Annotated in this window: 21 protein-coding genes; 11 read left to right on the top strand and 10 right to left on the bottom strand. The window is 69.6% G+C overall.

The genetic code is table 11. From position 1 onward, the window contains the following. Positions 1–21: 21 nt before the first annotated feature. From R8F63_11655 to R8F63_11665, 3 genes are read right to left on the bottom strand one after another with little or no spacing between them, the layout of a single operon-like run. Positions 22–474, bottom strand: a complete 453-nt coding sequence (locus R8F63_11655) for a nitroreductase/quinone reductase family protein (protein MDW3219256.1) — start codon at positions 472–474, stop codon at positions 22–24. Then, positions 471–1,346: a formylglycine-generating enzyme family protein gene (locus tag R8F63_11660; protein MDW3219257.1), complete on the bottom strand. Its 876-nt coding sequence runs from the start codon at positions 1,344–1,346 to the stop codon at positions 471–473. The genes R8F63_11655 and R8F63_11660 overlap by 4 nt, the downstream gene beginning before the upstream one ends. A 57-nt stretch (positions 1,347–1,403) precedes the next feature. Beyond that, positions 1,404–1,751: a WhiB family transcriptional regulator gene (locus tag R8F63_11665; GenBank protein ID MDW3219258.1), complete on the bottom strand. Its 348-nt coding sequence runs from the start codon at positions 1,749–1,751 to the stop codon at positions 1,404–1,406. A gap of 293 nt (positions 1,752–2,044) precedes the next feature. Here R8F63_11665 and R8F63_11670 point away from each other — a divergent pair, with 293 nt between their 5' ends. Beyond that, entirely contained in the window at positions 2,045–2,698 is a 654-nt protein-coding gene (locus R8F63_11670) for an alpha/beta fold hydrolase (protein ID MDW3219259.1), read from the top strand. A 54-nt stretch (positions 2,699–2,752) separates the two neighbouring features. Here the strand turns inward: R8F63_11670 and R8F63_11675 are convergent, their stop codons facing one another. Next, positions 2,753–3,949, bottom strand: coding sequence for a CoA transferase (locus R8F63_11675; protein MDW3219260.1), 1,197 nt, complete (start codon positions 3,947–3,949; stop codon positions 2,753–2,755). 1 nt (position 3,950) lies between these two features. Beyond that, positions 3,951–5,414 carry an aldehyde dehydrogenase family protein gene (locus R8F63_11680; protein MDW3219261.1) on the bottom strand — a complete coding sequence of 488 codons (1,464 nt, stop codon included), beginning with the start codon at positions 5,412–5,414 and terminating at the stop codon, positions 3,951–3,953. Between the two features lie 117 nt (positions 5,415–5,531). On the opposite strand from R8F63_11680, the gene R8F63_11685 reads away from it, so the two are divergent. After that, positions 5,532–6,728: an acetyl-CoA C-acetyltransferase gene (locus R8F63_11685; protein MDW3219262.1), complete on the top strand. Its 1,197-nt coding sequence runs from the start codon at positions 5,532–5,534 to the stop codon at positions 6,726–6,728. Positions 6,729–6,789: 61 nt separating this feature from the next. Here R8F63_11685 and R8F63_11690 read toward each other — a convergent pair whose 3' ends face one another. Next, complete coding sequence (locus R8F63_11690; protein ID MDW3219263.1) at positions 6,790–7,599, bottom strand: amidohydrolase family protein; 810 nt, start codon at positions 7,597–7,599, stop codon at positions 6,790–6,792. Between the two features lie 19 nt (positions 7,600–7,618). On the opposite strand from R8F63_11690, the gene R8F63_11695 reads away from it, so the two are divergent. The 8 genes from R8F63_11695 to R8F63_11730 all read left to right on the top strand — a co-directional run bounded on the left by R8F63_11695 (position 7,619) and on the right by R8F63_11730 (position 18,979). Continuing rightward, positions 7,619–10,021 (top strand): DUF87 domain-containing protein, encoded by a 2,403-nt coding sequence (locus R8F63_11695; protein MDW3219264.1) that lies wholly within the window; start codon positions 7,619–7,621, stop codon positions 10,019–10,021. A gap of 251 nt (positions 10,022–10,272) precedes the next feature. Continuing rightward, positions 10,273–11,769: a sugar transferase gene (locus R8F63_11700; GenBank protein MDW3219265.1), complete on the top strand. Its 1,497-nt coding sequence runs from the start codon at positions 10,273–10,275 to the stop codon at positions 11,767–11,769. A 53-nt stretch (positions 11,770–11,822) separates the two neighbouring features. Beyond that, entirely contained in the window at positions 11,823–13,073 is a 1,251-nt protein-coding gene (locus R8F63_11705; protein ID MDW3219266.1) for an MFS transporter, read from the top strand. A gap of 25 nt (positions 13,074–13,098) precedes the next feature. Then, complete coding sequence (locus R8F63_11710; GenBank protein MDW3219267.1) at positions 13,099–14,307, top strand: cytochrome P450; 1,209 nt, start codon at positions 13,099–13,101, stop codon at positions 14,305–14,307. Next, positions 14,307–15,125 (top strand): SDR family oxidoreductase, encoded by an 819-nt coding sequence (locus tag R8F63_11715; GenBank protein ID MDW3219268.1) that lies wholly within the window; start codon positions 14,307–14,309, stop codon positions 15,123–15,125. Before R8F63_11710 ends, R8F63_11715 begins: the two co-directional genes overlap by 1 nt. Positions 15,126–15,400: 275 nt before the next feature. After that, positions 15,401–15,649, top strand: a complete 249-nt coding sequence (locus tag R8F63_11720) for a hypothetical protein (protein MDW3219269.1) — start codon at positions 15,401–15,403, stop codon at positions 15,647–15,649. Between the two features lie 7 nt (positions 15,650–15,656). Further along, the gene (locus tag R8F63_11725) at positions 15,657–18,095 is read left to right on the top strand and encodes a DUF3516 domain-containing protein (protein ID MDW3219270.1); all 2,439 of its coding nucleotides are present in this window, start codon (positions 15,657–15,659) and stop codon (positions 18,093–18,095) included. Between the two features lie 44 nt (positions 18,096–18,139). Beyond that, positions 18,140–18,979 (top strand): SDR family oxidoreductase, encoded by an 840-nt coding sequence (locus R8F63_11730; protein MDW3219271.1) that lies wholly within the window; start codon positions 18,140–18,142, stop codon positions 18,977–18,979. On the opposite strand, the gene add is transcribed toward R8F63_11730, so the two are convergent. The 3 genes from add to R8F63_11745 are packed head-to-tail and all read right to left on the bottom strand — an operon-like array spanning position 18,962 to position 21,770. After that, complete coding sequence (gene add / locus R8F63_11735; GenBank protein ID MDW3219272.1) at positions 18,962–20,365, bottom strand: adenosine deaminase; 1,404 nt, start codon at positions 20,363–20,365, stop codon at positions 18,962–18,964. The genes R8F63_11730 and add overlap by 18 nt on opposite strands. Beyond that, positions 20,362–21,060 (bottom strand): hypothetical protein, encoded by a 699-nt coding sequence (locus R8F63_11740; GenBank protein MDW3219273.1) that lies wholly within the window; start codon positions 21,058–21,060, stop codon positions 20,362–20,364. Before R8F63_11740 ends, add begins: the two co-directional genes overlap by 4 nt. Then, positions 21,057–21,770, bottom strand: a complete 714-nt coding sequence (locus R8F63_11745; GenBank protein MDW3219274.1) for a maleylpyruvate isomerase family mycothiol-dependent enzyme — start codon at positions 21,768–21,770, stop codon at positions 21,057–21,059. Before R8F63_11745 ends, R8F63_11740 begins: the two co-directional genes overlap by 4 nt. A 59-nt stretch (positions 21,771–21,829) precedes the next feature. Between R8F63_11745 and R8F63_11750 the strand changes: the two genes are divergently transcribed. After that, positions 21,830–22,627, top strand: a complete 798-nt coding sequence (locus R8F63_11750; protein MDW3219275.1) for an SDR family oxidoreductase — start codon at positions 21,830–21,832, stop codon at positions 22,625–22,627. 9 nt (positions 22,628–22,636) lie between these two features. Here R8F63_11750 and R8F63_11755 read toward each other — a convergent pair whose 3' ends face one another. Beyond that, on the bottom strand, positions 22,637–23,326 hold the full coding sequence (locus R8F63_11755; protein MDW3219276.1) for a hemolysin III family protein: 690 nt from the start codon (positions 23,324–23,326) through the stop codon (positions 22,637–22,639). Between the last annotated feature and the right edge of the window lie 51 nt (positions 23,327–23,377).

The following is a 23,377-nucleotide window of genomic DNA, read 5'->3' on the forward strand; positions in this document are numbered from 1 at the left end:
TGGCTCGTGGGGCGTGAGGTCTCACGCGAACAGGGTTACCGCACTCTCCCGACCGAGGAAAGCCTCGGCTTCGGGCGTGAGCCCGATGGCCGGGTCGTAGTCGACCCCCATCGCCTTGCTCACGATCTTGCCGCGTCCGAAGATCGCCTCGACCCAGCGGCGGTACTCGTCGGTCCCGGGCTGCAGGACCCGCCCCTCGACGTCGCGCCACTCGCCCTTCACACAGAGGCGCGCGGGGTGACCGTCGGTGAAGTTCCGCCACCAGTTCCGTTCGGGCGCGATCGACGTCGAGACGACCACGGCCCCGTCGAGGTCGTGATAGCCGACCGGGAGCCGGAAGCGGCGTCCACTCCGTCGCCCCTCGTACTCGATGACGCAGAGTCCCGCGCTGAGCAGCCGGTGCGCCCGCGACGTGAGGACGCGGATCATCAGCGGATTCGTCCGGTCGAAGAACCGCAGCATCGCCCGCTTCACGACGCCACCCGGAAGCCCATGTTGCCGGTCGAGGTGTCGAAGGTGTTCGACGATCGGGCGCCGACCCGGTAGCGGTTGCAGTAGCTGTCGTGGCAGAGGTAGGAGCCACCCTTGATCACCTTGTGGTCCGGACGCCCGTCGAAGTCGTCGGCGCACCACTCCCACACGTTGCCGGCGACGTCGTGCAGGCCGAAGCCGTTGGACGGGTAGGTGGCGACGGGCGACGTGCCGTACCAGCCGTCGTCGAGCGTGTTGTCGGTCGGGAACGTGCCCTGCCAGATGTTGCAGTGTGACTCGCCGCCCGGCGTGAGCTCGTCGCCCCAGGCGAAGGTGGCCTGGTCGAGTCCGCCCCGCGCCGCTCGTTCCCACTCGGTCTCGGTGGGCAGCCGGCCACCGACCCAGGCCGCGTACGCGGCGGCCTCCTGCCAGGTGACGTGGACGACCGGATGGTCACCGAGGCCGGCCAGGTCGCTCTGCGGGCCGAACGGGTGTCGCCAGTCCGCCCCCTCGACCGCCCGCCACCATTCGGCGCCGACCACGCCGCGCGTCGGCGGGAAGTCGTCCGGCAGGAGCCCGCCGAAGACGAACGACCATCCCTCGGACTCGGCGAATGTCGTGAGACCGGTCGCATCGACGAAGTGGGCGAAATCGTCGTTGGTGACGGGTGTGAGGGCGATTGCGTAGTCGGCGGTGGTGGCCTCGCGGACCGGACCCTCCCGGTCCGCGGGGAACCGGCCGTGGTCCGTGCCCATGCGGAACGAGCCCGCCTCGACCGCAGCCATCGCCGGCAGCGATCCGGCCGGCGAGTACGCGACGGTTTCCGGCGCGGCACCGCCGTCGCGGGAGGGCGCGCAGCAGGGTTCGTCGTTCACGACACCATCATCGCATCGCCCGCCCGGGGAGCAGGAATGTGACGAGCGGGAACGGGATCAGGAAGCGCTGGCCATCGCGTCGCGAGCACGCTGCTCGGCGACCCGCTTGCGACCGATGATCGGCGTGGTGGGAGGGAAGCCGGCTTCGGCCCGCTCCGACTCGCTCTCGCCGCCCCAAAAGCCGAGCTCCCGATTGCTGCGGGCGTACTCCTGGCACGCGGCGATGCCGGCGCACCCCTGGCAGATCACACGGGCCGCGGCCTCGCGGCGCACCCGCGCCTCGGGCCGCTCGGCGAACGGCGCGAAGAACAGGTCGCTGTGACCGGCACACGACGCTTCGTCCATCCAGTCCGTCGATCCGATCGGTCCCGTCGGCGTCTCCGCCGGTTCGATGATCTCGAGCACCTCGTCACCCGCTTCCCTCGAGCCCGGGCCGCACACCATTGTGCGGTCCTCGGTGCCCTGTTCGGCTACGCCCGTAAACGTAGGAAATCATGGGCCGAATGTCCCGTGAACGCCGATGATTGTTCGCGCTAGCACCCATCGCGAAAAGTGATCGACCACGCAGCGTCGGACTGTGGAGCAGAACCGTTCCTGACGGTGCATCAGATTCGGCACGCGCCAAGTCGGGCTCGGCCGGTGACCGGTGCGCCGATCCGCGGTTCGCCCCGGCCCGCGTCGCTGACTAGGAAAGAGCCATGGCCCCACCCGTCGTCCTCCTCCACGGCTTCGCCACATCCACCGAGCGCACGTGGCGCGAGCCCGGCTGGTTCGACCTGCTGAAGGACGCCCGCCGCCGGGCCTTCGGCATCGACCTCCTCGGCCACGGCGACGCGCCGAAGCCGACCGACCCGGCCGACTACGACGACCTCGTCACGCCGGTGATCGAGCAGTTCCCCGAGACGCCCGCCGACATCGTCGGGTACTCGCTCGGTGCCCGCACCGCCCTGCAGATCGCCATGCAGTATCCGGACCGAGTCAACCGGATCGTGCTCGCCGCGGTCGGGCGGAACCTGGTGGCCGCCGACGACGCCGACGAGATGGCCAACCACACCGCGAGCCGTTTCGAGTCCCTGATCACGACGCCGGGTAACGACCCCAATGCGTTGCGCGCCTGCATCGGTCGGGAGCGGCCCCGGTTCACCGCGGACGAACTCGCAACGGTGCAGGCCCCGTGCCTGATCATCATCGGCAGCGACGACTTCGCCGGCCCGCCCGAGCCGCTCGCCGACGCGCTCCCCGACTGTCAGGTCAAGGTCCTGCCCGGCGTCGACCACTTCGGCCTCCCCAAACAGTTCTCCTTCATCGACGCCGCCCTCGAGTTCATCGACGCCGTCCCCACCTGGGACTGACCGCATACTTTCTGGGGTCAGACCCCAGTACTTTCTCGGAGGCCCGGCCGTGCGCTAGGCGACGATGCCGTCGTCGTGGAGGGTGCCGATCTCGGCGGCGCTGAGGCCGAGATCGTCGGCGAGGATCTCGTCGGTGTGCTCGCCGAGGCGCGGCGCCGGCGCCGGCTCGACGGGGAGCCGCTCGTCGAAGGCGATCGGTGACCCCGGCGTGAGGTACGTGCCGATGCCGGGCTGGAGGACGTCGCGGAAAAGCTCACTCTCCGTGGAACACCGCGGGTCCTCCTCCACGAGCTGCGTGAAGGTCTGGTAGCGCCCCCAGCAGACCCCGAGCTCGTCGAAGCGGGCACCGACGGTCGCCAGCGGGTTGGCGGCGATCCACGGGCCGACGGCGGCGATCACCTCGGCTCGCGCCGCGAACCGGTCGCCCTCGTCGCGGAAGTCGTAGCCACCGGCCGCCTCGATCGCGGCGACTGCCTCCGTCGCCTCGGTGGCCTCCAACAACGACGCCCACTGCTTGGGGCTGATGCCGACGGCGTAGATCCGCTCGCCGTCGGCGGTGCGGAACTCGGCGCCGAACGCGCCGTACAGGTCGTTGCCGTACCGCTGCCGCTCGGTGCCGTTGACCTGGGCCTCCCCGACGTGGCCGAGGGCGGCGACCGCCGCGATCGCGACATCCGAGAGGGCCACGCTCATGTTCGACCCCTCGCCCGTGCGCAGTCGGTGCCGATCGGCGGCCAGGATGCCGAGCGCCGCCGTCTGGCCGCAGACCAGATCCCACGCCGGCAGAACATGGTTGACCGGCTCAGTGCTGTCCACCGGCCCGGTCGCGTACGGGTAGCCGAGCGCACAGTTGACCGTGTAGTCCAGCGCGGTCGACCCGTCGCGGTTCCCGGTGACGGCGAGCATGACGAGATCGGGCCGCTCGGCGGCGAGCGTGTCGTAGCCCATCCATCCGCGCGCCGGGAAGTTCGTGAGGAACGTGCCCGCGCCGCGGATCAGGTCGGTCAGGATCTCCCGGGCCCGGGGCGATCGGAGGTCGACCGAGATCGACTTCTTGCCCTTGTTGAGCCCCGCCCAGTAGATCGACTCGCCGTCGGCGGTGAGCGGCCAGCGCTTGGCGTCGAGACCGCCGCCGATCTGGTCGAAGCGGATGACCTCGGCGCCGAGCTGGGCGAGCGTCATCCCCCCCGACGGCGCGGCGACGAACGCCGAGCCTTCGACCACCCGGAGCCCGTCGAGCGGAGGTACCACCTCAGCCCAGCCAGTTGATGGCCTGGAGTTCGCTGTAGGCCTCGATGCCGTAGGCGCCCCGGTCCCGACCGACGCCGGACATCTTGAAGCCGCCGAACGGCGCCTCCATGTGGGGCTGGATCACGTTGATGCCGACGCTGCCGGACTCGATCTGCTGGGCCAGGGCGAACGCCCGCATCGAGTCACCCGAGAACACATAGCTGTAGAGCCCGTAGTCGGAGTCGTTCGCCAACGCGATCGCGTGGTCGTCGTCCTCGTACGGCAGCACGACGATGACCGGCCCGAAGGCCTCCTCCTGCACGACGTGCATGTCCGGCGTGCAGTCGGCCAGCAGGGTCGGGGCGATGTAGTAGCCGTCGAGCTCGGGACGCTCCCCGCCGCAGACGAGCGTCGCGCCGGCGTCCTTGCCCGTCTGGATGAACTCCTCGACCCGGTTGCGGTGGAGCTCGGTGATGACCGGACCGATGATCGTGTCGCGCTCCTTCGGATCGCCCACCTTCATGAACCCGGAGAACGTCTTCAACGTCTCCACGAGCTGGTCGTAGATGTCCTTGTGGGCGATGACGCGGGTCGGCGCAGTGCAGATCTGCCCGGAGTGGAAGCCCCAGACCGTGGCGATGGCCTGGGCGGCCTGCCCGATGTCGGCGTCCTCCGTCACGACGGCGGCCCCTTTGCCGCCGAGCTCCATGAGCAGGCGCTTCATGGTCTTGCCGCCGTTCTCCATGATCTTGGCGCCGACGGGCGACGAGCCGGTGAAGCTGATCATGTTGACGTCGCGGCTGTCGACGAGGGCGGCGGGGACCTCGGGGCCGGACCCGTTGACGATGTTGACCACGCCGGGCGGGAGGCCCGCGGCCTCGACGGCCTCCCCGAGCAGGAAGATGCCCAACGGGTCCTGTGGCGCCGGCTTGATGATCGTGGTGCACCCGGCGGCGAGCGCCGGCGCGATCTTGCCCGCGACGTTCGTGATCGGGAAGTTGTAGGGCGTGATCGCCGCGACGACCCCGACGGGCTGGCGCTTCACATGGGCGCTCATCAGGCCGGCGGGGCCGAGCGGTCCCTTCGCGGTCGGGATCGGACGCAGGTTCTCGTCGAGATCGATCGGGTTCGCGTAGTACCGGAAGCGGTCGACGGCGGGCCCACCGACCTGGAGGTTCTCGGTCGTCCCGATCGTCGCGCCGGTCTCCGCCTGCACGGTGTCGACCCAGTCGGGCGACCGTTCGGCGATCTCCTCGCCGAGCCGGCCGACGTGGGCGCACCGTTCTTCACGCGACAGTCGGCGCCAGCCGGCGAGGGCCTCCTTCGCCGCTGCCGCACTGTCGTTCGCCTGCTCGACGGACGCCTCCGGCGCGTGTCCGACGACCTCCGTGGTCGCCGGATCGATGATGTCGTAGGTGCCCGCGGCAGGGTCGACCCACTCGCCGTTGATCAGCAGCTGCCAGTTCTTGTCGACGTCGATAGCCATGGGCGCGGATCGTAACCCCCGCCGGGGCCGAACGGCGAAGCGGTACGGGCCCGCCGACGATGGGCACGCAGAGAAAACGTGTCTATCGTGATGACACATTCTCGCCAAGGAGCCGAAATGCCAGAAGCTGTCATCGTTGCCACGTCCCGTACCCCCATCGGGCGGGCCAACAAGGGCTCGCTGGTCGACGCCCGTCCCGACGACCTGTCGTCGTTCATCCTCGCCGACGTGATGGGCAAGGCGGGGGTCGAGGCCTCCGACGTCGAAGACGTCATGTGGGGCATCGGTCAGCCCGGTGGTGAGGGCGGCTACAACATCGCCCGCGTCATCTCCGCGATGCAGGGACTCGACATCCCCGGCGTGACGGTCAACCGGTACTGCTCCTCCTCACTGCAGACGATCCGCATGGCATCGCACGCCATCAAGGCCGGCGAGGGCGACTGCTTCGTCGCCGGCGGCGTCGAGACCGTCAGCCGCTACATGTACGGCGCGGCCGACACCGGACCGCACAACGAGACCTTCGCCGACGCCGAGGCCCGCAGCGCCTCCCGCAGCGAGGGCGGCCAGGGCGACTGGGCGCCGCCGGAGGGCGTGCCCGACATCTACATCGCGATGGGTCAGACCGCCGAGAACGTCGTGGAGTACACGGGCATCAGCCGTGAGCGTCAGGACGAGTGGGGCGTCAGCTCCCAGAACCGGGCCGAAGCGGCGCTCAACCGCGGCTTCTTCGAGCGGGAGATCACGCCCTACACCCTCCCGGACGGCACCGTCGTGTCGACCGACGACGGCATCCGGGCCGGCACCACGCTCGAGAAGGTCAGCCAGCTCCAGCCGGCGTTCCGCCCCGGCGGCACGGTCACGGCCGGCAACGCCTGCCCGCTGAACGACGGCGCGTCCGCCGTGGTCGTCATGAGCGACACCAAGGCCAAGGCCATGGGCATCGAGCCGATCGCCCGCATCGTCTCCTCGGGCGTGTCCGCCCTCAACCCGGAGATCATGGGCCTCGGCCCGATCGACGCCTGCCGTCAGGCCATGGCCCGCGCCGGCATGTCCATCGGTGACATCGACCAGGTCGAGATCAACGAGGCGTTCGCCGTGCAGGTCATCGGTTCGGCCGACGAGCTCGGCATCGACCTCGACAAGCTCAACCCCAACGGCGGCGCGATCGCCCTCGGTCACCCCTTCGGCATGACCGGCAGCCGCATCATGACCACCCTGCTGAACGGCCTCAACGACTCCGGCGGCACCGTCGGTATGGAGTCCATGTGCGTCGGCGGCGGCCAGGGCATGGCCATGATCGTCGAAATGCTCTGACCCCGCCTCGTACCCGAGTTGTGGCTTCTTAACCGAGTTGTGGTCGTCTGACGACCACAACTCAACGCGGATCGGAACGGAACCAGAGACGGGCGGTGGTTCCCTCGAGGACCGCCGCCCGTGTCGCGTCCGGCAGACCGTCGACGCTCGCCCGGGCGAGGTCAGCGAGCGTGCGGTAATCGCGGTCGCGGATCTGCGGATGATCGCTGCCCCAGGCCAGCCGGTCGGCGCCGACGAGATCCAGGAGCCGGCGCACGGTCGCGGCCGGATCGAGCGCGCTGTGGTCGAAGACACCGGTGCTGATCTTGAGCACGACGTTCTCGTGGGCGACGAGCGCGCCCAGCTCGCCCTCGTCGCCGCCGATCGCGACGAAACCGGCGTGGTCGATGGCGAACTCCAGATCCGCCACCGCGGCCACGAGCCGAGCCGCGGCGGGGAGCTCCTCGGGCAGACAGCAGATCATCGGTGTGAGCCCCAGGTCACGGCATTGCTCGGCGACCACCCGGCCCCGGTCGGCGTCGAGCCAGCTGACCTCCGGGAGCGGCACGGAGAACAGGCGCGCCCCGGTCGCGCCGGCTCGCGCGGCCCGCTCAAGGGTGGCGGCGGGGTCGGGGTCGTCGGCCCCGACCGCGGCGACCGCCCGCCACCGATCGCCGAGCGCCGCCGCGCTCTCGAGCGCGAACGTGTTGTCGAACCCGTGGGCCCCGACGGCCTGGACGAGCACCCCACCGTCCACGCCTGCGGCGGCGAGGCGACCCGCGACCGTCGGCGGCGACGCGTCGAGCGCCTCCCACCAGGCGCCGTCGGGGTGCCCGGTGCGATCCGGTCCCGCGGTCGCCGCGTCGACCACATGGAGATGTGCGTCGATCATTCCTTTAGCATCGCACCCCATGGACACCACGACGGTCGATGTCACCCCCGGTCACTTCTTCCTCGGGCCCGTGGAGGGCGGCGAGGACGAGGCGAACATCATCTACGAGGCCGCCGACCTCACGACGCACGGCGTCATCGTCGGCATGACGGGATCCGGCAAGACCGGCCTCGGCATGATCCTGCTCGAGGAGGCGCTCCTCCAGGGCATCCCCACGCTCGTGATCGACCCGAAGGGCGACATGGGCAACCTGCTGCTCACGTTCCCCGATCTCGCCCCGAGCGACTTCCGGCCCTGGATCAACGAGGGCGAGGCCGAACGCGACGGCGTCACCCCCGACGAGCTCGCGGCGTCGACTGCCGAGCTGTGGGAGAACGGACTCGCCGGGTCCGGTATCGGCAAGGACCGCATCGCCCGCCTCCGCGAGATGGCGGACTTCACGATCTACACGCCCGGCTCGACGGCAGGCGTGGCGCTGAACGTGATCGGCGACCTGTCGGCCCCGGCCGACGGGGCGGACGCCGAAGCGATGCGCGAGGAGATCGACGGTCTCGTCCAGGGTCTGCTCAATCTCGTCGACGTCACGTCCGATCCGCTCTCCGGACGCGAGCACGTCCTGCTCGCGAATCTCATCCACCACGCCTGGGACGCGGGCACCGACCTCGACCTCGCCAAGCTCCTGGCCCAGATCCAGGACCCGCCGATGCGCAAGCTCGGGGTGATCGAGCTCGACACGTTCTTCCCGCCGAACGATCGCACGGCGCTGGCCATGAAGCTGAACGGCCTCCTCGCCTCTCCGTCCTTCGCCGCGTGGGGTGAGGGCATCCCGCTCGACATCGCCTCGATGCTGGAAGGCGGCGGCAAGCCGAAGGCGGCCATCGTCTCGATCGCCCATCTGTCCGACGAGGAACGCCAGTTCGCGGTCACGCTCATCCTCTCGAAGCTCGTCACCTGGATGCGCAGCCAGCCGGGCAGCCCCGACCTGCGGGCCCTGGTGTACATGGACGAGGTGTTCGGCTTCGTGCCGCCGACCGCCGAACCGCCGGCCAAGCGACCGATCCTCACGATCCTGAAGCAGGCGCGTGCCTTCGGTGTCGGCATGGTGCTGTCCACGCAGAACCCGGTCGATCTCGACTACAAGGCAATCAGCAACGCGGGCACGTGGATGATCGGCCGACTCCAGACCGAGCGGGACAAGGCCCGGCTGCTGGAAGGGATGCGCGCCGCGGGCGGCGACGCCGACATCGACGCCATCGGCGACACGATCGGCGGACTCGGCAAACGGAAGTTCCTCCTGCACACGACCCGTGGCGGCGCACCGACCACGTTCGGCACGCGCTGGGCGATGTCGTACCTGCCCGGGCCGCTCACCCGCGATCAGATCGGCACCCTGATGGCCGATCAGCGACAGGCTGCGGCCCCTGCCCCGGCCGCGGCACCAGCCACCGCGGCCGCCGCGCCCGCCCCCACGCCGGCCGCCCTCGCCGACGACGAGTCGGCCGTCGCACCGGACGTGGCGGACAATGTGGAGGTCGCGTACCTCGACCCCGCCGCCCCGTGGGCGGCCGAGATCGGCGCCGTCGCCGGTGGGCGACGCCTCCGCGCCGCGCTCGCCGCCCGGGTCCGGCTGCTCTTCGACGAAGCCAAGGGCGACCTCCGTCACGAGGCGGAGTGGGAGGCGATCGTCTCGCCCCTCGGTTCCGACGTGGACGGCGGCGACTTCCGACCCGTCGACTACGACGATCGCGATCTCCGACCGACCCCGCCCGACGGCGCCGTCTACGTGCTGCCGGACGGCAAGATCCACACGAAGACGTTCTTCACGTCGGCCCAGCGAGCACTCAAGGACCAGCTGTACCGCAACGAGGCACTCACCCTGCTGCGCAACACCGAGCTGAAGCTGTACTCACGGGTCGGCGAGACCGAGGAGGAGTTCGCGGCCCGGTGCGCTCGCGCCGCGGACGACAAGGCCGACGAGGAGGCCGACGAGCTCCGAAAGTCGATGGCGAAGAAGGAGGACCGCATCCGCGCCGCGATGTCCAAGGCCGAGGACCGGCTCCGGGAGCTGGAGAACGACTCCAAGGACCGCAAGCGCAACGAGGTCCTGAGCGGTGCCATCGACGTCATCGGCGGCCTTTTCGGCGGGCGATCCAGCCGTTCGATCATGTCCGGCGTCCGCCGGGCCAGTTCGTCGCGGCGCACGTCCGCCAACGCGTCACAGCGGGTGGAGACGGCCAAGAATCGCCTCGCCGAGAAGGCCGACGAGCTCGAGGATCTGGCGGAGGCCCTCACGGACGCCCTCGGCGAGAGTCAGGACGCGTGGGACGAGGCCGCCGAGGCCATCGAGTCCTACGAGGTGGGCCTGGAGAAGACCGACATCACGGTCGAGGACGTCGTCCTCGTGTGGGTACCCACCGACTGACGGGTGGACAAACGGCGTTCAGTTCGGCCACACTGCAACAAAACCGGCACACGATGGGCGCGAGAGATCGCCACGGAGTGTGCCATAATCGACCGGTTGGTCCCCGGCGGGACACTTTGTGACCAAACCCCTCCCCCATCTCTCTTTTCTTGCAGTTCAGGCGGCCGAATGCCCTCTTTCCCAGTGAGTTCGACGACCTACAGACGTCTCACCCCTCAGCGTCTACGCTCGTGCACGGAGCGTGAACTCTCATGACGTCAACGGAGACCCCCGCCACCGAGACAGAGATGTCGAACCCGGTGCTCCTCTACCCCGACAGCGCTTCGCTGCCGGGCGGCCCGACGCGTCACAACGCCCTCAACTCGTCCAAGATCACGCTGGTCATCGCCGATCTGTTGGTGGTCAGCATCGCCCTGGTCGCCGGCACCTGGATCCACGAGTGGACCAACCCGACGGATCCGACGTCCGCCGCCCAGTACATGGGGCTCGTCCTCGCCTCGCTTCCCGTCTGGCCCCTCGTCTTCACGCAGCAACTGCTCTACCGGGCCCGCTACCTCAGCCGCCGGATCGACGAGATCAACCGCGTCGTGCGCAGTGTCGCGATCGGCGTGCTCGTCACCGGTGGCATCTCCATCATCCTGAAGGTGCAGGTCGGGCGACAGTGGATCGCGATCGTCGCCGGCCTCCTGCTCACGCTGACCATCGTCGAACGGCTCATCGCCCGCAGCCTGTTCGATCGGGCCCGCCGCAACGGCACGTTGCTCCGCCCCGTGGTCATCGCCGGCCGCAACGCCGAGGGCCAGTTCGTCCGGGAGATGCTCGAGTCCGACAGCAGCCTCGGCTACGTGTTCCACGGCTTCATCGAGGACCTGGTCGAGCGCGAGCCGGGGGAATCGCCGCTCGCCCTGCTCGGCAACCCCGCGAAGATCGTGCGCAAGGTCAACGAGATGGGCGTCAACAGCGTCATCATCGCGGCGACGGCCATCGACGTCGGCAGCTCCAACCGACTGATCCGCTCGCTCACCGAACACGGCATCCACGTCGAGCTCTCGTCGACCCTGTGCGACATCGCCGCCCACCGCCTGACGGTGCGCCCTGTCGGCCGGGTGCCGATGATGTACGTCGAGCCGGTGCAGCGCTGGGGATGGCGCCCCCGCGCGAAGCGGTTCTTCGACGCCCTGACCGCCGGCATCCTCCTCGTCCTCGCCACGCCGGTCATCCTCATCGCCGGTCTGGCCGTGAAGCTCACCAGCCCGGGGCCGGCGTTCTTCTCCCAGGCCCGCGTCGGGCGTGACGGTGAACTGTTCGCGATGCACAAGCTGCGCACGATGGTCATGGACGCCGAAGATCGGCTCTCCTCCGTCGAGCACCTCTCGGAGACCACGGGTCCGCTGTTCAAGATCGAGAACGACCCCCGCATCACGCCGGTCGGCCGCTGGTTGCGTCGCCTCTCGATCGACGAGCTGCCCCAGCTGGTCAACGTCATCAAGGGCGAGATGAGCCTCGTCGGTCCCCGACCGGCCCTGCCCCGCGAGGTCGAGGGATGGGACAAGGAGCTCCACAACCGACTGCGGGTCCAGCCGGGCATCACCGGCATGTGGCAGGTCAACGGGCGCAGTGACGGCGACCACGACTCGAAGTACGCCCAGTTGGACCTCTACTACGTGGACAACTGGAGCCTGGTTACCGATCTTGCGATCGTCGCTCGTACGATCCCCGTCGTGTTGGGACGCAAGGGTCAGTACTGACCGGCAGTGCCGAACGGGTCCGCACCGGACCCACCGGCCTCGCCGCACGCTTCATCCGGTCGGAGAAGGGCCGGGGCTTCGTCGCGTTCCGCCACGCGTCGTACCGGCTGATCTTCAGCGCGTTCCTCATCCAGCAGATCGGCTTCTGGATGAGCCATGTCACGCTCCAGGGCCTCGTGGAGGACCGCGCCGCCGACGGTGACAACCTGGCGGTCACCTGGTTGTTCGTCGCTCTGTTCAGCCCCCAGCTCGTCATCGGCCCGTTCGCCGGGGTGCTCGCCGACCGGGTCGACCGCAAACGGGTCGTCGTCGCCTGCTACCTCGGCTCGGCGCTGACCGCGGCGGGCTTGGCGACCCTCACGACGGTGTCCGATGCGCCGCCGCTCGGCGCCGTCTACCTGCTCGCCTTCACCCTCGGCGCCACGTTCTCCTTCATCGGGCCGTCCGCCGGCGCCCTCACGGTGAACGCGGTGACCCCGGAGGACGTTCCCAGCGCCATCTCCACCCAGGCCGCGGTGCAGAACGTCACCCGGGTGGCCGGACCGATCCTCGCCGCCGCGATCATCGCGTCCGGGTCCTTCGAGCTCGGGTTCGCGGGCTTCACCGCGGCGACGCTGATCGCCGCGATGCTGATGCGCCGGGTCGACGTCCCGGCGCGCGACATCGTGGCCGACGATCTCGGCGTCTTCGCCCGCATGGGAATCGGCTTCCAGCACGCCCGGGAACGGCGGCCGGCCGTCCTCGGCATCTCGACGGTCGGCGTTGCATCGATGTTCGGCGTGGCCCACACGGCGCTGATCCCGTCGTTCACCTCGGAGGTGCTGGGCGAGCCGGAGGGTCGCTTCGGTCTCATCGTGGCGTCCACCGGGGTCGGCGCCATCGTGGGTGCGCTCACCGTCGGCTACAGCAAGCGAGAGGCGAGCCTCTCCCGGGGTGCCGCCGCCCTCGCCGCCTACGGCCTGTGCCTCACCGGGTTCGCCCTGTCCGGGGTGCTGTGGCTGGCGATCCTCTTCCAGGTGGTTCTCGGCTTCTGCTACTTCATGACGATGACGACCATCCAGACGCTGGTGCAGCAGGTCGTGGCCGACGACATGCGGGGCCGCGTCATGTCGCTGTTCGGGATCGCGTGGGGCGGGCTCGTGTGGGTCGGCACGATCATCCTCGGCCTCATGGCCGACGCCCGCGGCCTCGACCTCGGCGAACGCACGACCCTGCTGCTCACCGCCGGCCTGCTGATCACCTACGGCACCGTGGTGGCCCTCGTCGGTCGAGGCATGCCGACCGGTCAGGACTACGCCGACTGACCGCCGATTCTCTAGGGTGCGACGCATGATCGATCCGCGTCCCCTCGACATCCTGGACGGCGACTTCTACGTCAACGACCCCTACGCCCGTTACGCGTGGCTCCGCGAGAACGACCCCGTCCACTGGGATGCCGTCAACGAGCTCTGGGTCGTCACCCGCTACGACGACATCGTCGAGATCGAGAAGAACAAGCGCGTCTTCATCAACTCCGATTCGGAGAAGGGGTATCGCCCGAACATCGGGGCGGACCAGTCGATCATCGGTTCCGACGACCCGCTGCACCTCGCCCGGCGAAACCTCGTCTCGCGGCGCTTCACCCCGCGGGCCGTGCGCCGCTGGGAGGACCACGTCCTCGAGACCGTGGACGGACTGCTCGACGCCGCCCTCGCGAAGGACGATGTCGAGATCGTGGCGGAACTGGCGGCTCCGCTCCCGGCGATGATGATCGGTCTGCTGCTCGGGTTCCCCGACGAGATGTGGCCGAAGCTCCAGCACTGGTCCGAGACCACGATCGCGCTCGGCGGCGGGCCCCGCTATCACGACGAGGCCGGCATCATCTCGGCGATGGAGTTCGGCGGCGCGGCCGCCGAACTCTACGAGGAGAAGAAGGGGTGCCCGGCCGAGGATGTGATGTCGCACTGGATCGACGTGGAACGCGAGACCGGTGGCGAGGTCGGTGGCGCCCCGTTCGGTCTCGACGAGATCATCTCCGACTGCCTGCTCCTCCTCGACGGCGGGGCCGAGACGACCCGTACCGTGATCGCCCGGACGCTGCTGGCGCTCACGGAACACCCCACCGAGTGGGAGAAGTTGAAGGCCGGCGCGGACATGGAGATCGCGGTCGAGGAGTTCATCCGCTGGGTGACGCCGATCCACAACTTCTGCCGCCGGGCCACCGAGGACCACGAGGTGCGGGGGGTGACGATCAAGGCCGGGGACCAGGTGTTGCTCGCCTATGGCGCGGCCAACCGAGACCCGGATCACTTCGAGGACCCCGAGGTCTTCGACGTCACCCGTGACCCGAACCATCACATCTCGTTCGGATTCGGCACCCACTTCTGCATGGGGGCGTCGCTCGCCCGGCTCGAGATCAACACGTTCTTCCAGCGCCTCGTCGACCGGGTGGACTCGTTCGAGCGCCTGACCGATCGCCCCCATGTCGAGATGCCCAACGCGTTCGTGTTCGGGCTCAAGGAAGCGCACATGTCATTCAAGAAGAGGAAAGAATCTTGATGTCGAATCTCTTCAGCTACGAGGGCAAGAAAGTCGTCCTGACCGGCGGCACCACGGGGGTCGGCGCGGCCGCCGTCGAGCTCATCGCCGACCTCGGATGCACCGATCTCACCGTTCTGGACATCAAGGAGCCGACCGGACCGGCGACGCGGTTCATCCCGACCGACATGGCCGACCCCGCCTCCATCGACGCCGCCGTTGCGGCCATCGGGTCCGGCGTGGACGTGTTGTTCAACAATGCCGGTGTCGCCGGCGTGCACGCGACGGACTTCGTGATCCGCGTCAACTATCTCGGTGTGCGCCGACTCACGCTCGGACTGCTTCCCGGCATGACCAGAGGCGGGGCGATCGTGAACACGGCGTCGATCGCCGGCCAAGGGTGGCCCGACAATCTGGCCGAGATCCTCGAGCTCGTCGCCATCGACGACTGGGACGAGTCACTCGCCTGGGTCGCCGACCACGACGAGCTCGTCTCGGCCGACGTCTACGCGTTCTCGAAGCAGATCGCCCAGGTCTGGACCATGTACTCGTCGGTGCAGACGGCGTCGACCCGGGGCGTGCGGACCAACTCGGTCTGCCCGGGTCCGATCGACACCCCCCTCATGGACGACTTCATCAAGACCATGACCGAGCAGGTCATCCAGTGGACCGTCGAACAGTCTGGCGGCACGATGCTGACCGGCGACGACATCGCCCGGGCCGTCGTCATGCTCGGCACCGATGCGTCGATCGCCATGAACGGACACAACACGATCGCCGACAACGGGTTCAGCGCCTCGATGACCACCGGACAAGTGGACTTCAGCGGGCTCGGCTGAGCGGGCTGGGCTGGGCTGGGCGGACCGACCCGATCGAACCAGCACGCCACGTTTTGCGACGTGCGACGAGCGGCCGCGGGGGTGAATCGGGGCGGCGGGCAACCACAACGGCGGCCATGTTGTCGCATGTCGCAAAACGTGGCGCACGCCACCGCCGGGCGGCGGGTGCCGGGTGCCGGGTGCGGGGCGCCGCGCCTCGAGAGCGGTGTCACACCGGCTGGCTACGTTCGGCCCCATGCTGACCGACACGAACCTTACGCCCGTGACTGGACGGCGTGACGACACCGGCGACCGTCGGCGAGATCGCCGACGCCATGGAGCGCTTCGGGGTGCGCCCGCCCGAGCGCCGCGGCAAGTGGGTCTCGGATGCCCTGCGGACCGAGGTGCGCAAAGGCCGCATCGTGCAGGTCGGGCGAAACCGCTATGTGGGCGGGCTCGCACCGTCGACGCGGACGCGAAGCCGGATTCGGTCGGCGTTGCGGGAGGCGGCCCATCGGGGAATCGGCGACAAGCGCCTATGGTGACCCGCGCATGAGCCTCATCGAGCAACTCCCCGCCGGGCCGACGGACGGCGACGAACTGCTCATCGCCTTCATGGAGTGGGCGGGGGACCGCGGGCTGGAGCTGTACCCGCACCAGGAGGAGGCGATCCTCTCCCTGCTGAGCGGGGAGCATGTCGTGCTGGCCACCCCGACCGGGTCGGGGAAGTCGCTCGTCGCCCTCGCGGGCGCCTGGGCGATGCTCGCCGAGGGCAAACGAACGGTGTACACGGCCCCGATCAAGGCCCTGGTGAGCGAGAAGTTCTTCGAGATGGCGGCGGAGCTCGGGCCGGAGAACGTCGGCATGGTGACGGGCGACGCCGCGGTCAACCCCCAGGCGCCGGTGATCGTCTGCACCGCGGAGATCCTGGCGAATCGGGCGCTGCGGGAGGGCCCGGCGACCGACGTCGACCTCGTCGTCATGGACGAGTTCCACTACTACGGCGACCGCGACCGTGGATGGGCGTGGCAGGTGCCGCTGCTCGAGCTGCCGAATCCTCAGTTCCTGCTGATGTCGGCGACGCTCGGCGACACCGCGGATCTGCGGGCCGACATCGAGCGCCGCACGGACCGGGCGGTCGAGCTCGTCGACCAGGCCGAGCGGCCGGTCCCCCTCGACTTCGAGTACCGGGAGACCCCGCTGCTCGAGACGATCGGCGACCTCCTCGACGACGGCCGCACGCCGGTCTACATCGTCCACTTCACGCAGAAGGAGGCGACGGCGCGGGCCCAGAGCCTGACGAGCCTCGACGTGCTGACGAAGGACGAGAAGACGGAGGTCAAGGCGGCGATCGGCGGGTTCCGCTTCGACACGCCGATCGGCAAGGACCTGAAGCGCTTCGTCGAGGCCGGCATCGGCGTGCACCACGCCGGCCTGCTCCCGAAGTACCGCCTCCTCGTCGAGAAGCTCGCCCAACAGGGCCTGCTGAAGCTGATCTGCGGCACCGACACGCTCGGCGTCGGGGTGAACATCCCCATCCGGTCGGTGCTGTTCACCCAGCTGTGCAAATACGACGGACGCCGCGTGCGGGTGCTGACCGTGCGGGACTTCCAACAGATCGCCGGCCGCGCGGGCCGGCGGGGGTTCGACGTCGCGGGCAGCGTGCTGGTCCAGGCCCCCGAACACGTCGTGGAGAACAAGCGGGCCGAGGCGAAGGCCGCCACCGATCCGAAGAAAAAGAAGAAGCTCGTGAAGAAGAAGCCGCCCGAACGGGGCTACGCCCACTGGGACGGCGACACCCTCGTCCGGCTGAGCGAGGGCACGCCGGAGACCCTGGCGTCGAGCTTCACGGTGACCCACGCGATGATGCTGAACGTCCTCGATCGCGAGGGTGACGGCTGCGCGGCGATGAAGCGGCTCCTGACGGACACCCACGAGACCCGCAAGGCGCAGCGGGGCCACATCCGCCGGGCGATCGCCGTCTACCGGTCCCTGCTCGAAGCGGAGATCATCGAGACGGACCCACTCCGGGTCAACCTCGACCTCCAGGACGACTTCCGGCTCAACCAACCCCTGTCGCTGTTCGTCGTCGAGGCCATCGAGGCGCTCGACCCCGACGCACCGGACCACCACCTCCAGGTGCTGAGCCTGGTGGAGTCCATCCTCGAGGACCCGATGGCCGTCCTCATCGCCCAGAAGGACAAGGCGAAGGACACGCTCATCAGCGACCTGAAGGCGCAGGGCGTCGAATACGAGGAGCGCATGAACCGGCTCGAGGAGGTGACGTGGCCCCGACCCGAGGCCGACTTCATCGAGCCCGCCTTCGAGATCTTCGCCCGTCACCATCCCTGGGTGGGGCGTGACCGGGTCAGCCCGAAGGCCGTCGCCCGCGAGATGCTGGAGTTCGCCGAGACGTTCAATCAGTTCGTCGCCCGCTACGGGCTGAAGCGGTCCGAGGGTCTCGTCCTGCGCTACCTGACCGACGTCTACAAGACCCTCGTCCAGACCGTGCCGGTCGAGCACTCGAGCGACGACCTCGACGACGTCGTCGAGTGGCTCGGCGCCATGATCCGACGGGTCGACTCGAGCCTGATCGACGAGTGGGAACGACTCCGCAACCCGACCGAGGAGGGAGCCACCGCGGCCGCGCCGCCCGCCGATCCGGACGACATCACGGCGAACGCGCGCGCCTTTCGCGTGCTGGTGCGCAACGAGGTGTTCCGCGTGGTCATGGAGCTCGCGTCCCGACGGACCGATCTCCTGGCGGACGACATGGCGCCCTACTGGGACGAGCACGACTGGATCGGCATCGACGCCGAGGCCCGCAGCAGCACCTGGTTCGATCTGTCGCCGGACGCCACGACAGCCACCCAGATCCTCTGTGATCCGGACGACCATCACGAGTGGTACCTCGAGGTCCGGGTCGACCTCGACGCCTCGCGGTCCGAGGACCGAGCGGTGATCGTGCCGCTGGCCGTCACTCGACGCTGACCGGCGTCGACCGGCGACGGCCATCACCACTAGGGTGCCGCGCCATGGGATCGATCGAAGGCTTCGCAACACTCATCACCGGCGGCGGTAGCGGCATCGGCGAGGCGGCCGCCGCCCGCCTGGCCGCTGACGGCGCCCACGTCACGATCTGCGGCCGCACCGAGGACAAACTGATCGCCGCGGTCGAGCGGATCGCGGCGCAGGCACCGGACGGTGTGACCGTGCAGCACATCGTCGCGGACGTCACCCAGGAGGCGGACGTCGAGGCCGCCGTCGCCGCGGCGGCTGCGGTCACCGGACGACTCGACGCGCTCTTCGCCTGCGCCGGCGGGTCGACCCACATGGGCCCGCTCGCCACCGCGGATCTCGATGCCGTGCGCAGCACCCTCGAGCTCAACTACATCGGCACGTTCCTGTGTCTCAAGCACGGTGGACGCCAGATGGCCAAGCAGGGCGGGGGCGGCTCCATCATCGGCTGCTCCTCGCACGCCGGCCAGGATCCGATGCGCTACCTCGGCGCCTACGGTGGCGCGAAGGCGGGCCTCGACCACCTCTGCCGGGTGAGCGCCGACGAGATGGGCCGGTTCGACGTGCGGGTCAACAGCATCCAGCCCGGGATCATCGCGACCGACCTCATGGACCCGATCACCAGCGGTGGCCCTCTGCTCGACGACTACCTCCCCCAGATCCCGCTCGGCCGGGTCGGCGAACCCGAGGAGATCGCCGAGATGGTCCGCTTCCTCGCCGGCCCGGAGTCGTCGTGGATCACCGGACAGGCCTTCGCCGTCGACGGAGGCCAGAACCTCCGCCGCGGCGCCGACTACGGCACCCTGCTGCGGGCCTTCGGTCCGGACCCGCTCGACGAGCTAGCGCCCGAGGGGTGAGCGCACCGCCCGCACCAGCGCGGGCGGCAGCAGGAATCCACCGTCCGGCTCCGAGTGGAGCGGGACCTCGGCGAGGACGGCGTCGGCCGTGATCGCCCCGTAGAGGTGCGGGAAGCGCTCCACGGTGCCGGTGCCGGCCTCCCAGACCACCGCCGCACCGAGCAGGTGGGCATCGAGCACGACGGCCACCAGGTCGTCACGCCCCCGGTAGAAGCGGTTGGCCGGCGTCAGCAGCTGGGGCAACGACGACAAGTGGATGAACCCATCGCGATCCCACTCCCGGGGCAGGTACGAACCCGACGGCCCGACGGCCTCCCAGACCTCGCGTTCGGTCAGGTGCACGAGCCGAGCCGGCCGCGCGTCCCAACCCGCGGCGATCCGGGCGACCAACGACTCGCGCTCGTCGTCCGGCAGGAACGCGGCAACGGCGGCCCGTTCCGCGCACGCGGCCAACTCGACCCGCGTGAAACCGTGGTGCGCAGCGGCCAACTCGAACTCGCGGCGGGCCGAGGTCGTGGTGATCGCCCGGTCGTCGGGATGGAGCGTGATCCGGAACCCGGCGTCGAACAGGAGGCGGACCGGGTGGTCCTCCACGCGTAGGCCGAGACAGGCATTCGAGGTGAGGCAGATCTCCAGGGGAATGCCCCCGTCGCGGACCGCGGCAGCCGTCGGGCCGAGACGGGTGATCCGCCCGTCGGTGACCTCGCAGTCGTCGATCAGTCGCCAGCCGTGGCCGAGCCGGTCGGGTCGACAGTGGTCGAGCGCGCTCGCGACCTGGTGCACGCCATCCATCTCGCCGGCGTGCACCGTGCGGGCCAACCCGTGGTCGGCCGCGAACACGAACGCGGCACGATGGCCCTGCGCCGGGTTCCCGACCTCGCCACCGGCGAGATCGAGTCCGACGACCCGCTCCCCCATCCAACGCACCGCGACCTCGGCGGCCTCCACGGAGACCTCCTCGGGCAGGTGCCGCATCGCGCAGACGATCAGCCGGGCATCACAGCCGAGGTCGGCCGCGTCATCGATCCCCGCGTGGACCGCCGCCATGACCTCGTCGGCGGTGAGTCCGCCCGCGACATGGTTGAGCGGCGCGAAGCGGAGCTCCGCGTGGACGACGCCGTCCGCGGCAAGATCCTCCACCGCCTCGCGGGCGATGCGGCGCAGCGCCGCCTCGGTCTGGGTGGCGCCGATCACGAGATGGAAGCGGGAGAACGCCTCCTCGAACGGCATCCCCGGCGTGATGGTGAGCCACCGAGCCAGTTCTGCCTCGTCGTCCGTCGGCGTCGCGATGCCGGCCTCGTGAGCGAGCGCCAGCGTCGTCGCGGAACGGACGCCGCCGTCGAGATGGTCGTGCAGGACCACCAGCGGGCCGGAGGCCGCGGTCACGTCTCCTCGACCCGGGCCGTCCCCTCGATCAGATGCACGAGCCCGGGATAGCTCTCGATCGGGTCGAGTTTGCGGTCGATGTACATCAACCCGCCGGTGATGGCGATGAAGCCGACCGTGAAATTGACCCCGAAACGGGTCACGAGGAAGAGGTTGATCCCGCTGTTGTTGTAGAGCCAGATGTCCCACACGGCGGAGACGATCTCGAACACGACGATGAACATGGTCGCCGTGCTCATCGTGCGGCGGTAGCGGGGGTCCGCGACGAGCGCGGGCTCGAGCGGCAGCACCTTCGGGACGGCCCAGGCGAGGAACGGACGACCGGCGAAGACCGTGATCGCGAGCACCACGCCGACCAGGATCTTGGTGACGAACCCGATGCCGAAGTACACGGCCTCGGAGCTGATCCCGAAGTCGACGATGTCCTCGTCGACGAGGATCGTGACGACCGAGCGCAGGATGAGGTACACGGCGACGCCGGGCAGCCAGTAGCCGATGTCCAGTCCTCGTCGGCGCCGTCCGATCGCGGCCTTGATCGACCACAGCGTCGACGCGACGACCGCCGCCTTGATGTCGACCACGTTGTAGAAGAACAGGAACAACAGGACCGGCATGAGCTGGTCGAGATTGCTCCCGCTGCGAAAGGCCGGCGGCGTGGCGGCCGAGGCCGGGGTCGGGGTGGGGGTGTCGGTCACGGTGCCAACGACGTCCACGCGGCCGCCACGGCGGCGTCGCCGAACACCTCGAGCCCGTCGAGCGGACGCCGCCCCCACACGACCTCGAGGAGCTCGTGCCCCGACGCACGCAGCGCGGCGTCGCCCTTGCCGTGTTCGTGGGCCACGACGATCCGCCCGTCCTCGACCGACAGCATGAACTCCCCGTCGCCGTCGGTCTGGTGCATGTGGAACGTGCCAGCCGGCAGCGTCGGCGGGTTGGTCATGATCTCGCCGTAGAACTCGTCGACGCCATCCGCGGCGACGACCGGATCGACCGGCGTCGGATCGCCCGCCGCGGCCTGGGCATCCAGTCGGTGGACGACCGTCTCGAGGTGGGCGCGGCGCTGGTAGAACGCCAGCGTCCGCTCCCCCCACCAGGTCCAGACCGGGGTGGCCGGGTCGGCAGCGGCCACCGCCGCGATGATGCGATCCCGCGCCGCCTCGGCGAACGCGACGAGCCCGTCATCGTCCTCGGGGGCACTGTCGAGCCGGGAGAAGTCGGGCGCCTCGGTCGACGCCGCCTCGGTGAACACCGCGAACGCGGTCCACGCGCCGGCGACGTGGGCGAGGAGATCGCGGGTCTGCCAGCCGGGGCAGGGCGGGACATCGCGTTCGAGATCGGCGACGCACAGATCGATGAGGCGTCGACCGTCCCGGGCGAGGTCGGCTTCACGGGCGGCGGGGTCCATTTGCCCAGTTTGGCGCGGCCGGACGATCATCGTGCACCAGCGACCGGAAACGGGGACGAGTGGGGACATACGCCATCAGTGGAGCAGCGTCCGGGATCGGCGCGGCCACCCGAGCGAAGCTGGAGAACGACGGACACACGGTCATCGGCATCGACCTTCGGGAGGGCGAGGTGACCGGTGACCTCGGGACACCCGAGGGCCGGGCCGCCGCCGTCGAGCAGACCCTCGAACGCTGCGACGGAACGCTCGACGGACTGGTCACCGCGGCCGGCCTCGGCCCGCCCCTGCGGGGCCGGCTGATCGCCCGCGTCAACTACTTCGGATCGCTCGCCCTCCTCGAGGGACTACGCCCGGCGCTGGCGGCGGCCGGGGCGGCCCAGGTCGTCCAGGTCGGATCGAACTCATCGACCACGACACCCAACCTGCCGCCGGCTCTCGTCGACGCCTTCCTGTCCGGCGACGAGGACGAGGCCGTACGCCTCGTGAACGAGGTGCCCGAGCCCTTCGATGGCGCCGTTGCCTACGGCGGAGCGAAGCTCGCGATCTCACGCTGGTGCCGGCGCGCCGCCGTGCGCGACGAGTGGGTCGGCAACGGCATCACCCTCAACGTCATCGCGCCCGGCCCGGTGCAGACCCCGCTGTTCCAGGCGGGGAAGGACGACAAGGACTTCGCACCGCTCATGGACGGTTTCCCGATCCCGACGGGCGAGCCGTCGACGCCGGACCTCATGGCCGACTGGATCGTCTTCCTGCTCTCGCCGGCCGCCCGCTTCGCCTGTGGCTCGGTCATCTTCGTCGACGGCGGCGCCGACGCGCTCATCCGGGGCGACGCCTGGCCCGACACGTTCGAGATGTAGCGCCGCGACTCACCAGGCGAGCGACACGGCCATGGCGATGTGGAGGGCGACAGCGATGACGACGAACACGTGCCAGATCTCGTGGTAGCCGAACGAATCGGTCCACGGATCCGGCCAGCGGGCCCCCACCACGATCGCACCGAGCGTGTAGGCGGCGCCGCCGCCGAGGAGGAGCGCGATCTGGCCCACGGTCAGCGCCGAGATCAGCCAGGGGACGAACACGACCATCGACCACCCGAAGACCAGGAACGCACCGTTCATCACGCCGGCCGGCGGATGGATGGGCACCCACTCCGCGGCGATCCCGAGCGTCGCTCCGAGCCAGGCCACGGCGAGCATCCATGTGGCAACGGACCCGTCCAGCCCGAGCATGGCGATCGGCGTCGCGGTCGTGGCGAACGTGAGGAAGATCGCGGAGTGGTCCAGCCGCACCATCAACTCGACGCGTTCGATCGGCCAGTCGCGCAGGTGCACGATCGCACTGACCCCGAGCATGGCCGTGTTGCCGATGGCGAAGACGGCCATGGCGATCATGGCCCGGTTCCCGTCGGCGCCGATGGTCAGGACGACGCCGGCGATCACCGAAACGAGCGCGGCCCAGCGGTGCAGGACGCCCCGGTAGCGGGGGCGGGGGCGACGCAGGAGACGGCGGGCGGAGGGCGAGAGGCGGTCGGCGCGCGGGTCATCCAGCAGATGCACGAACGGAAGGATACGCGAGGGCGCGCCTCGACTCGATGCCGGGCCTACGCT

It is taken from the genome of Acidimicrobiales bacterium, assembly GCA_033344915.1.
GTDB lineage: Bacteria > Actinomycetota > Acidimicrobiia > Acidimicrobiales > Aldehydirespiratoraceae > JAJRXC01.

What these genes read in the sequence shown, in the direction of transcription:
- R8F63_11715 (MDW3219268.1), top strand. Translation starts at nt 14,307, where the DNA reads ATGTCGAATCTCTTCAGCTACGAGGGCAAGAAAGTCGTCCTGACCGGC.
- R8F63_11690 (MDW3219263.1), bottom strand. Translation starts at nt 7,599, where the DNA reads ATGATCGACGCACATCTCCATGTGGTCGACGCGGCGACCGCGGGACCG.
- R8F63_11685 (MDW3219262.1), top strand. Translation starts at nt 5,532, where the DNA reads ATGCCAGAAGCTGTCATCGTTGCCACGTCCCGTACCCCCATCGGGCGG.
- R8F63_11725 (MDW3219270.1), top strand. Translation starts at nt 15,657, where the DNA reads ATGAGCCTCATCGAGCAACTCCCCGCCGGGCCGACGGACGGCGACGAA.
- R8F63_11670 (MDW3219259.1), top strand. Translation starts at nt 2,045, where the DNA reads ATGGCCCCACCCGTCGTCCTCCTCCACGGCTTCGCCACATCCACCGAG.
- R8F63_11680 (MDW3219261.1), bottom strand. Translation starts at nt 5,414, where the DNA reads ATGGCTATCGACGTCGACAAGAACTGGCAGCTGCTGATCAACGGCGAG.
- R8F63_11730 (MDW3219271.1), top strand. Translation starts at nt 18,140, where the DNA reads ATGGGATCGATCGAAGGCTTCGCAACACTCATCACCGGCGGCGGTAGC.
- R8F63_11695 (MDW3219264.1), top strand. Translation starts at nt 7,619, where the DNA reads ATGGACACCACGACGGTCGATGTCACCCCCGGTCACTTCTTCCTCGGG.
- R8F63_11710 (MDW3219267.1), top strand. Translation starts at nt 13,099, where the DNA reads ATGATCGATCCGCGTCCCCTCGACATCCTGGACGGCGACTTCTACGTC.
- R8F63_11745 (MDW3219274.1), bottom strand. Translation starts at nt 21,770, where the DNA reads ATGGACCCCGCCGCCCGTGAAGCCGACCTCGCCCGGGACGGTCGACGC.
- R8F63_11700 (MDW3219265.1), top strand. Translation starts at nt 10,273, where the DNA reads ATGACGTCAACGGAGACCCCCGCCACCGAGACAGAGATGTCGAACCCG.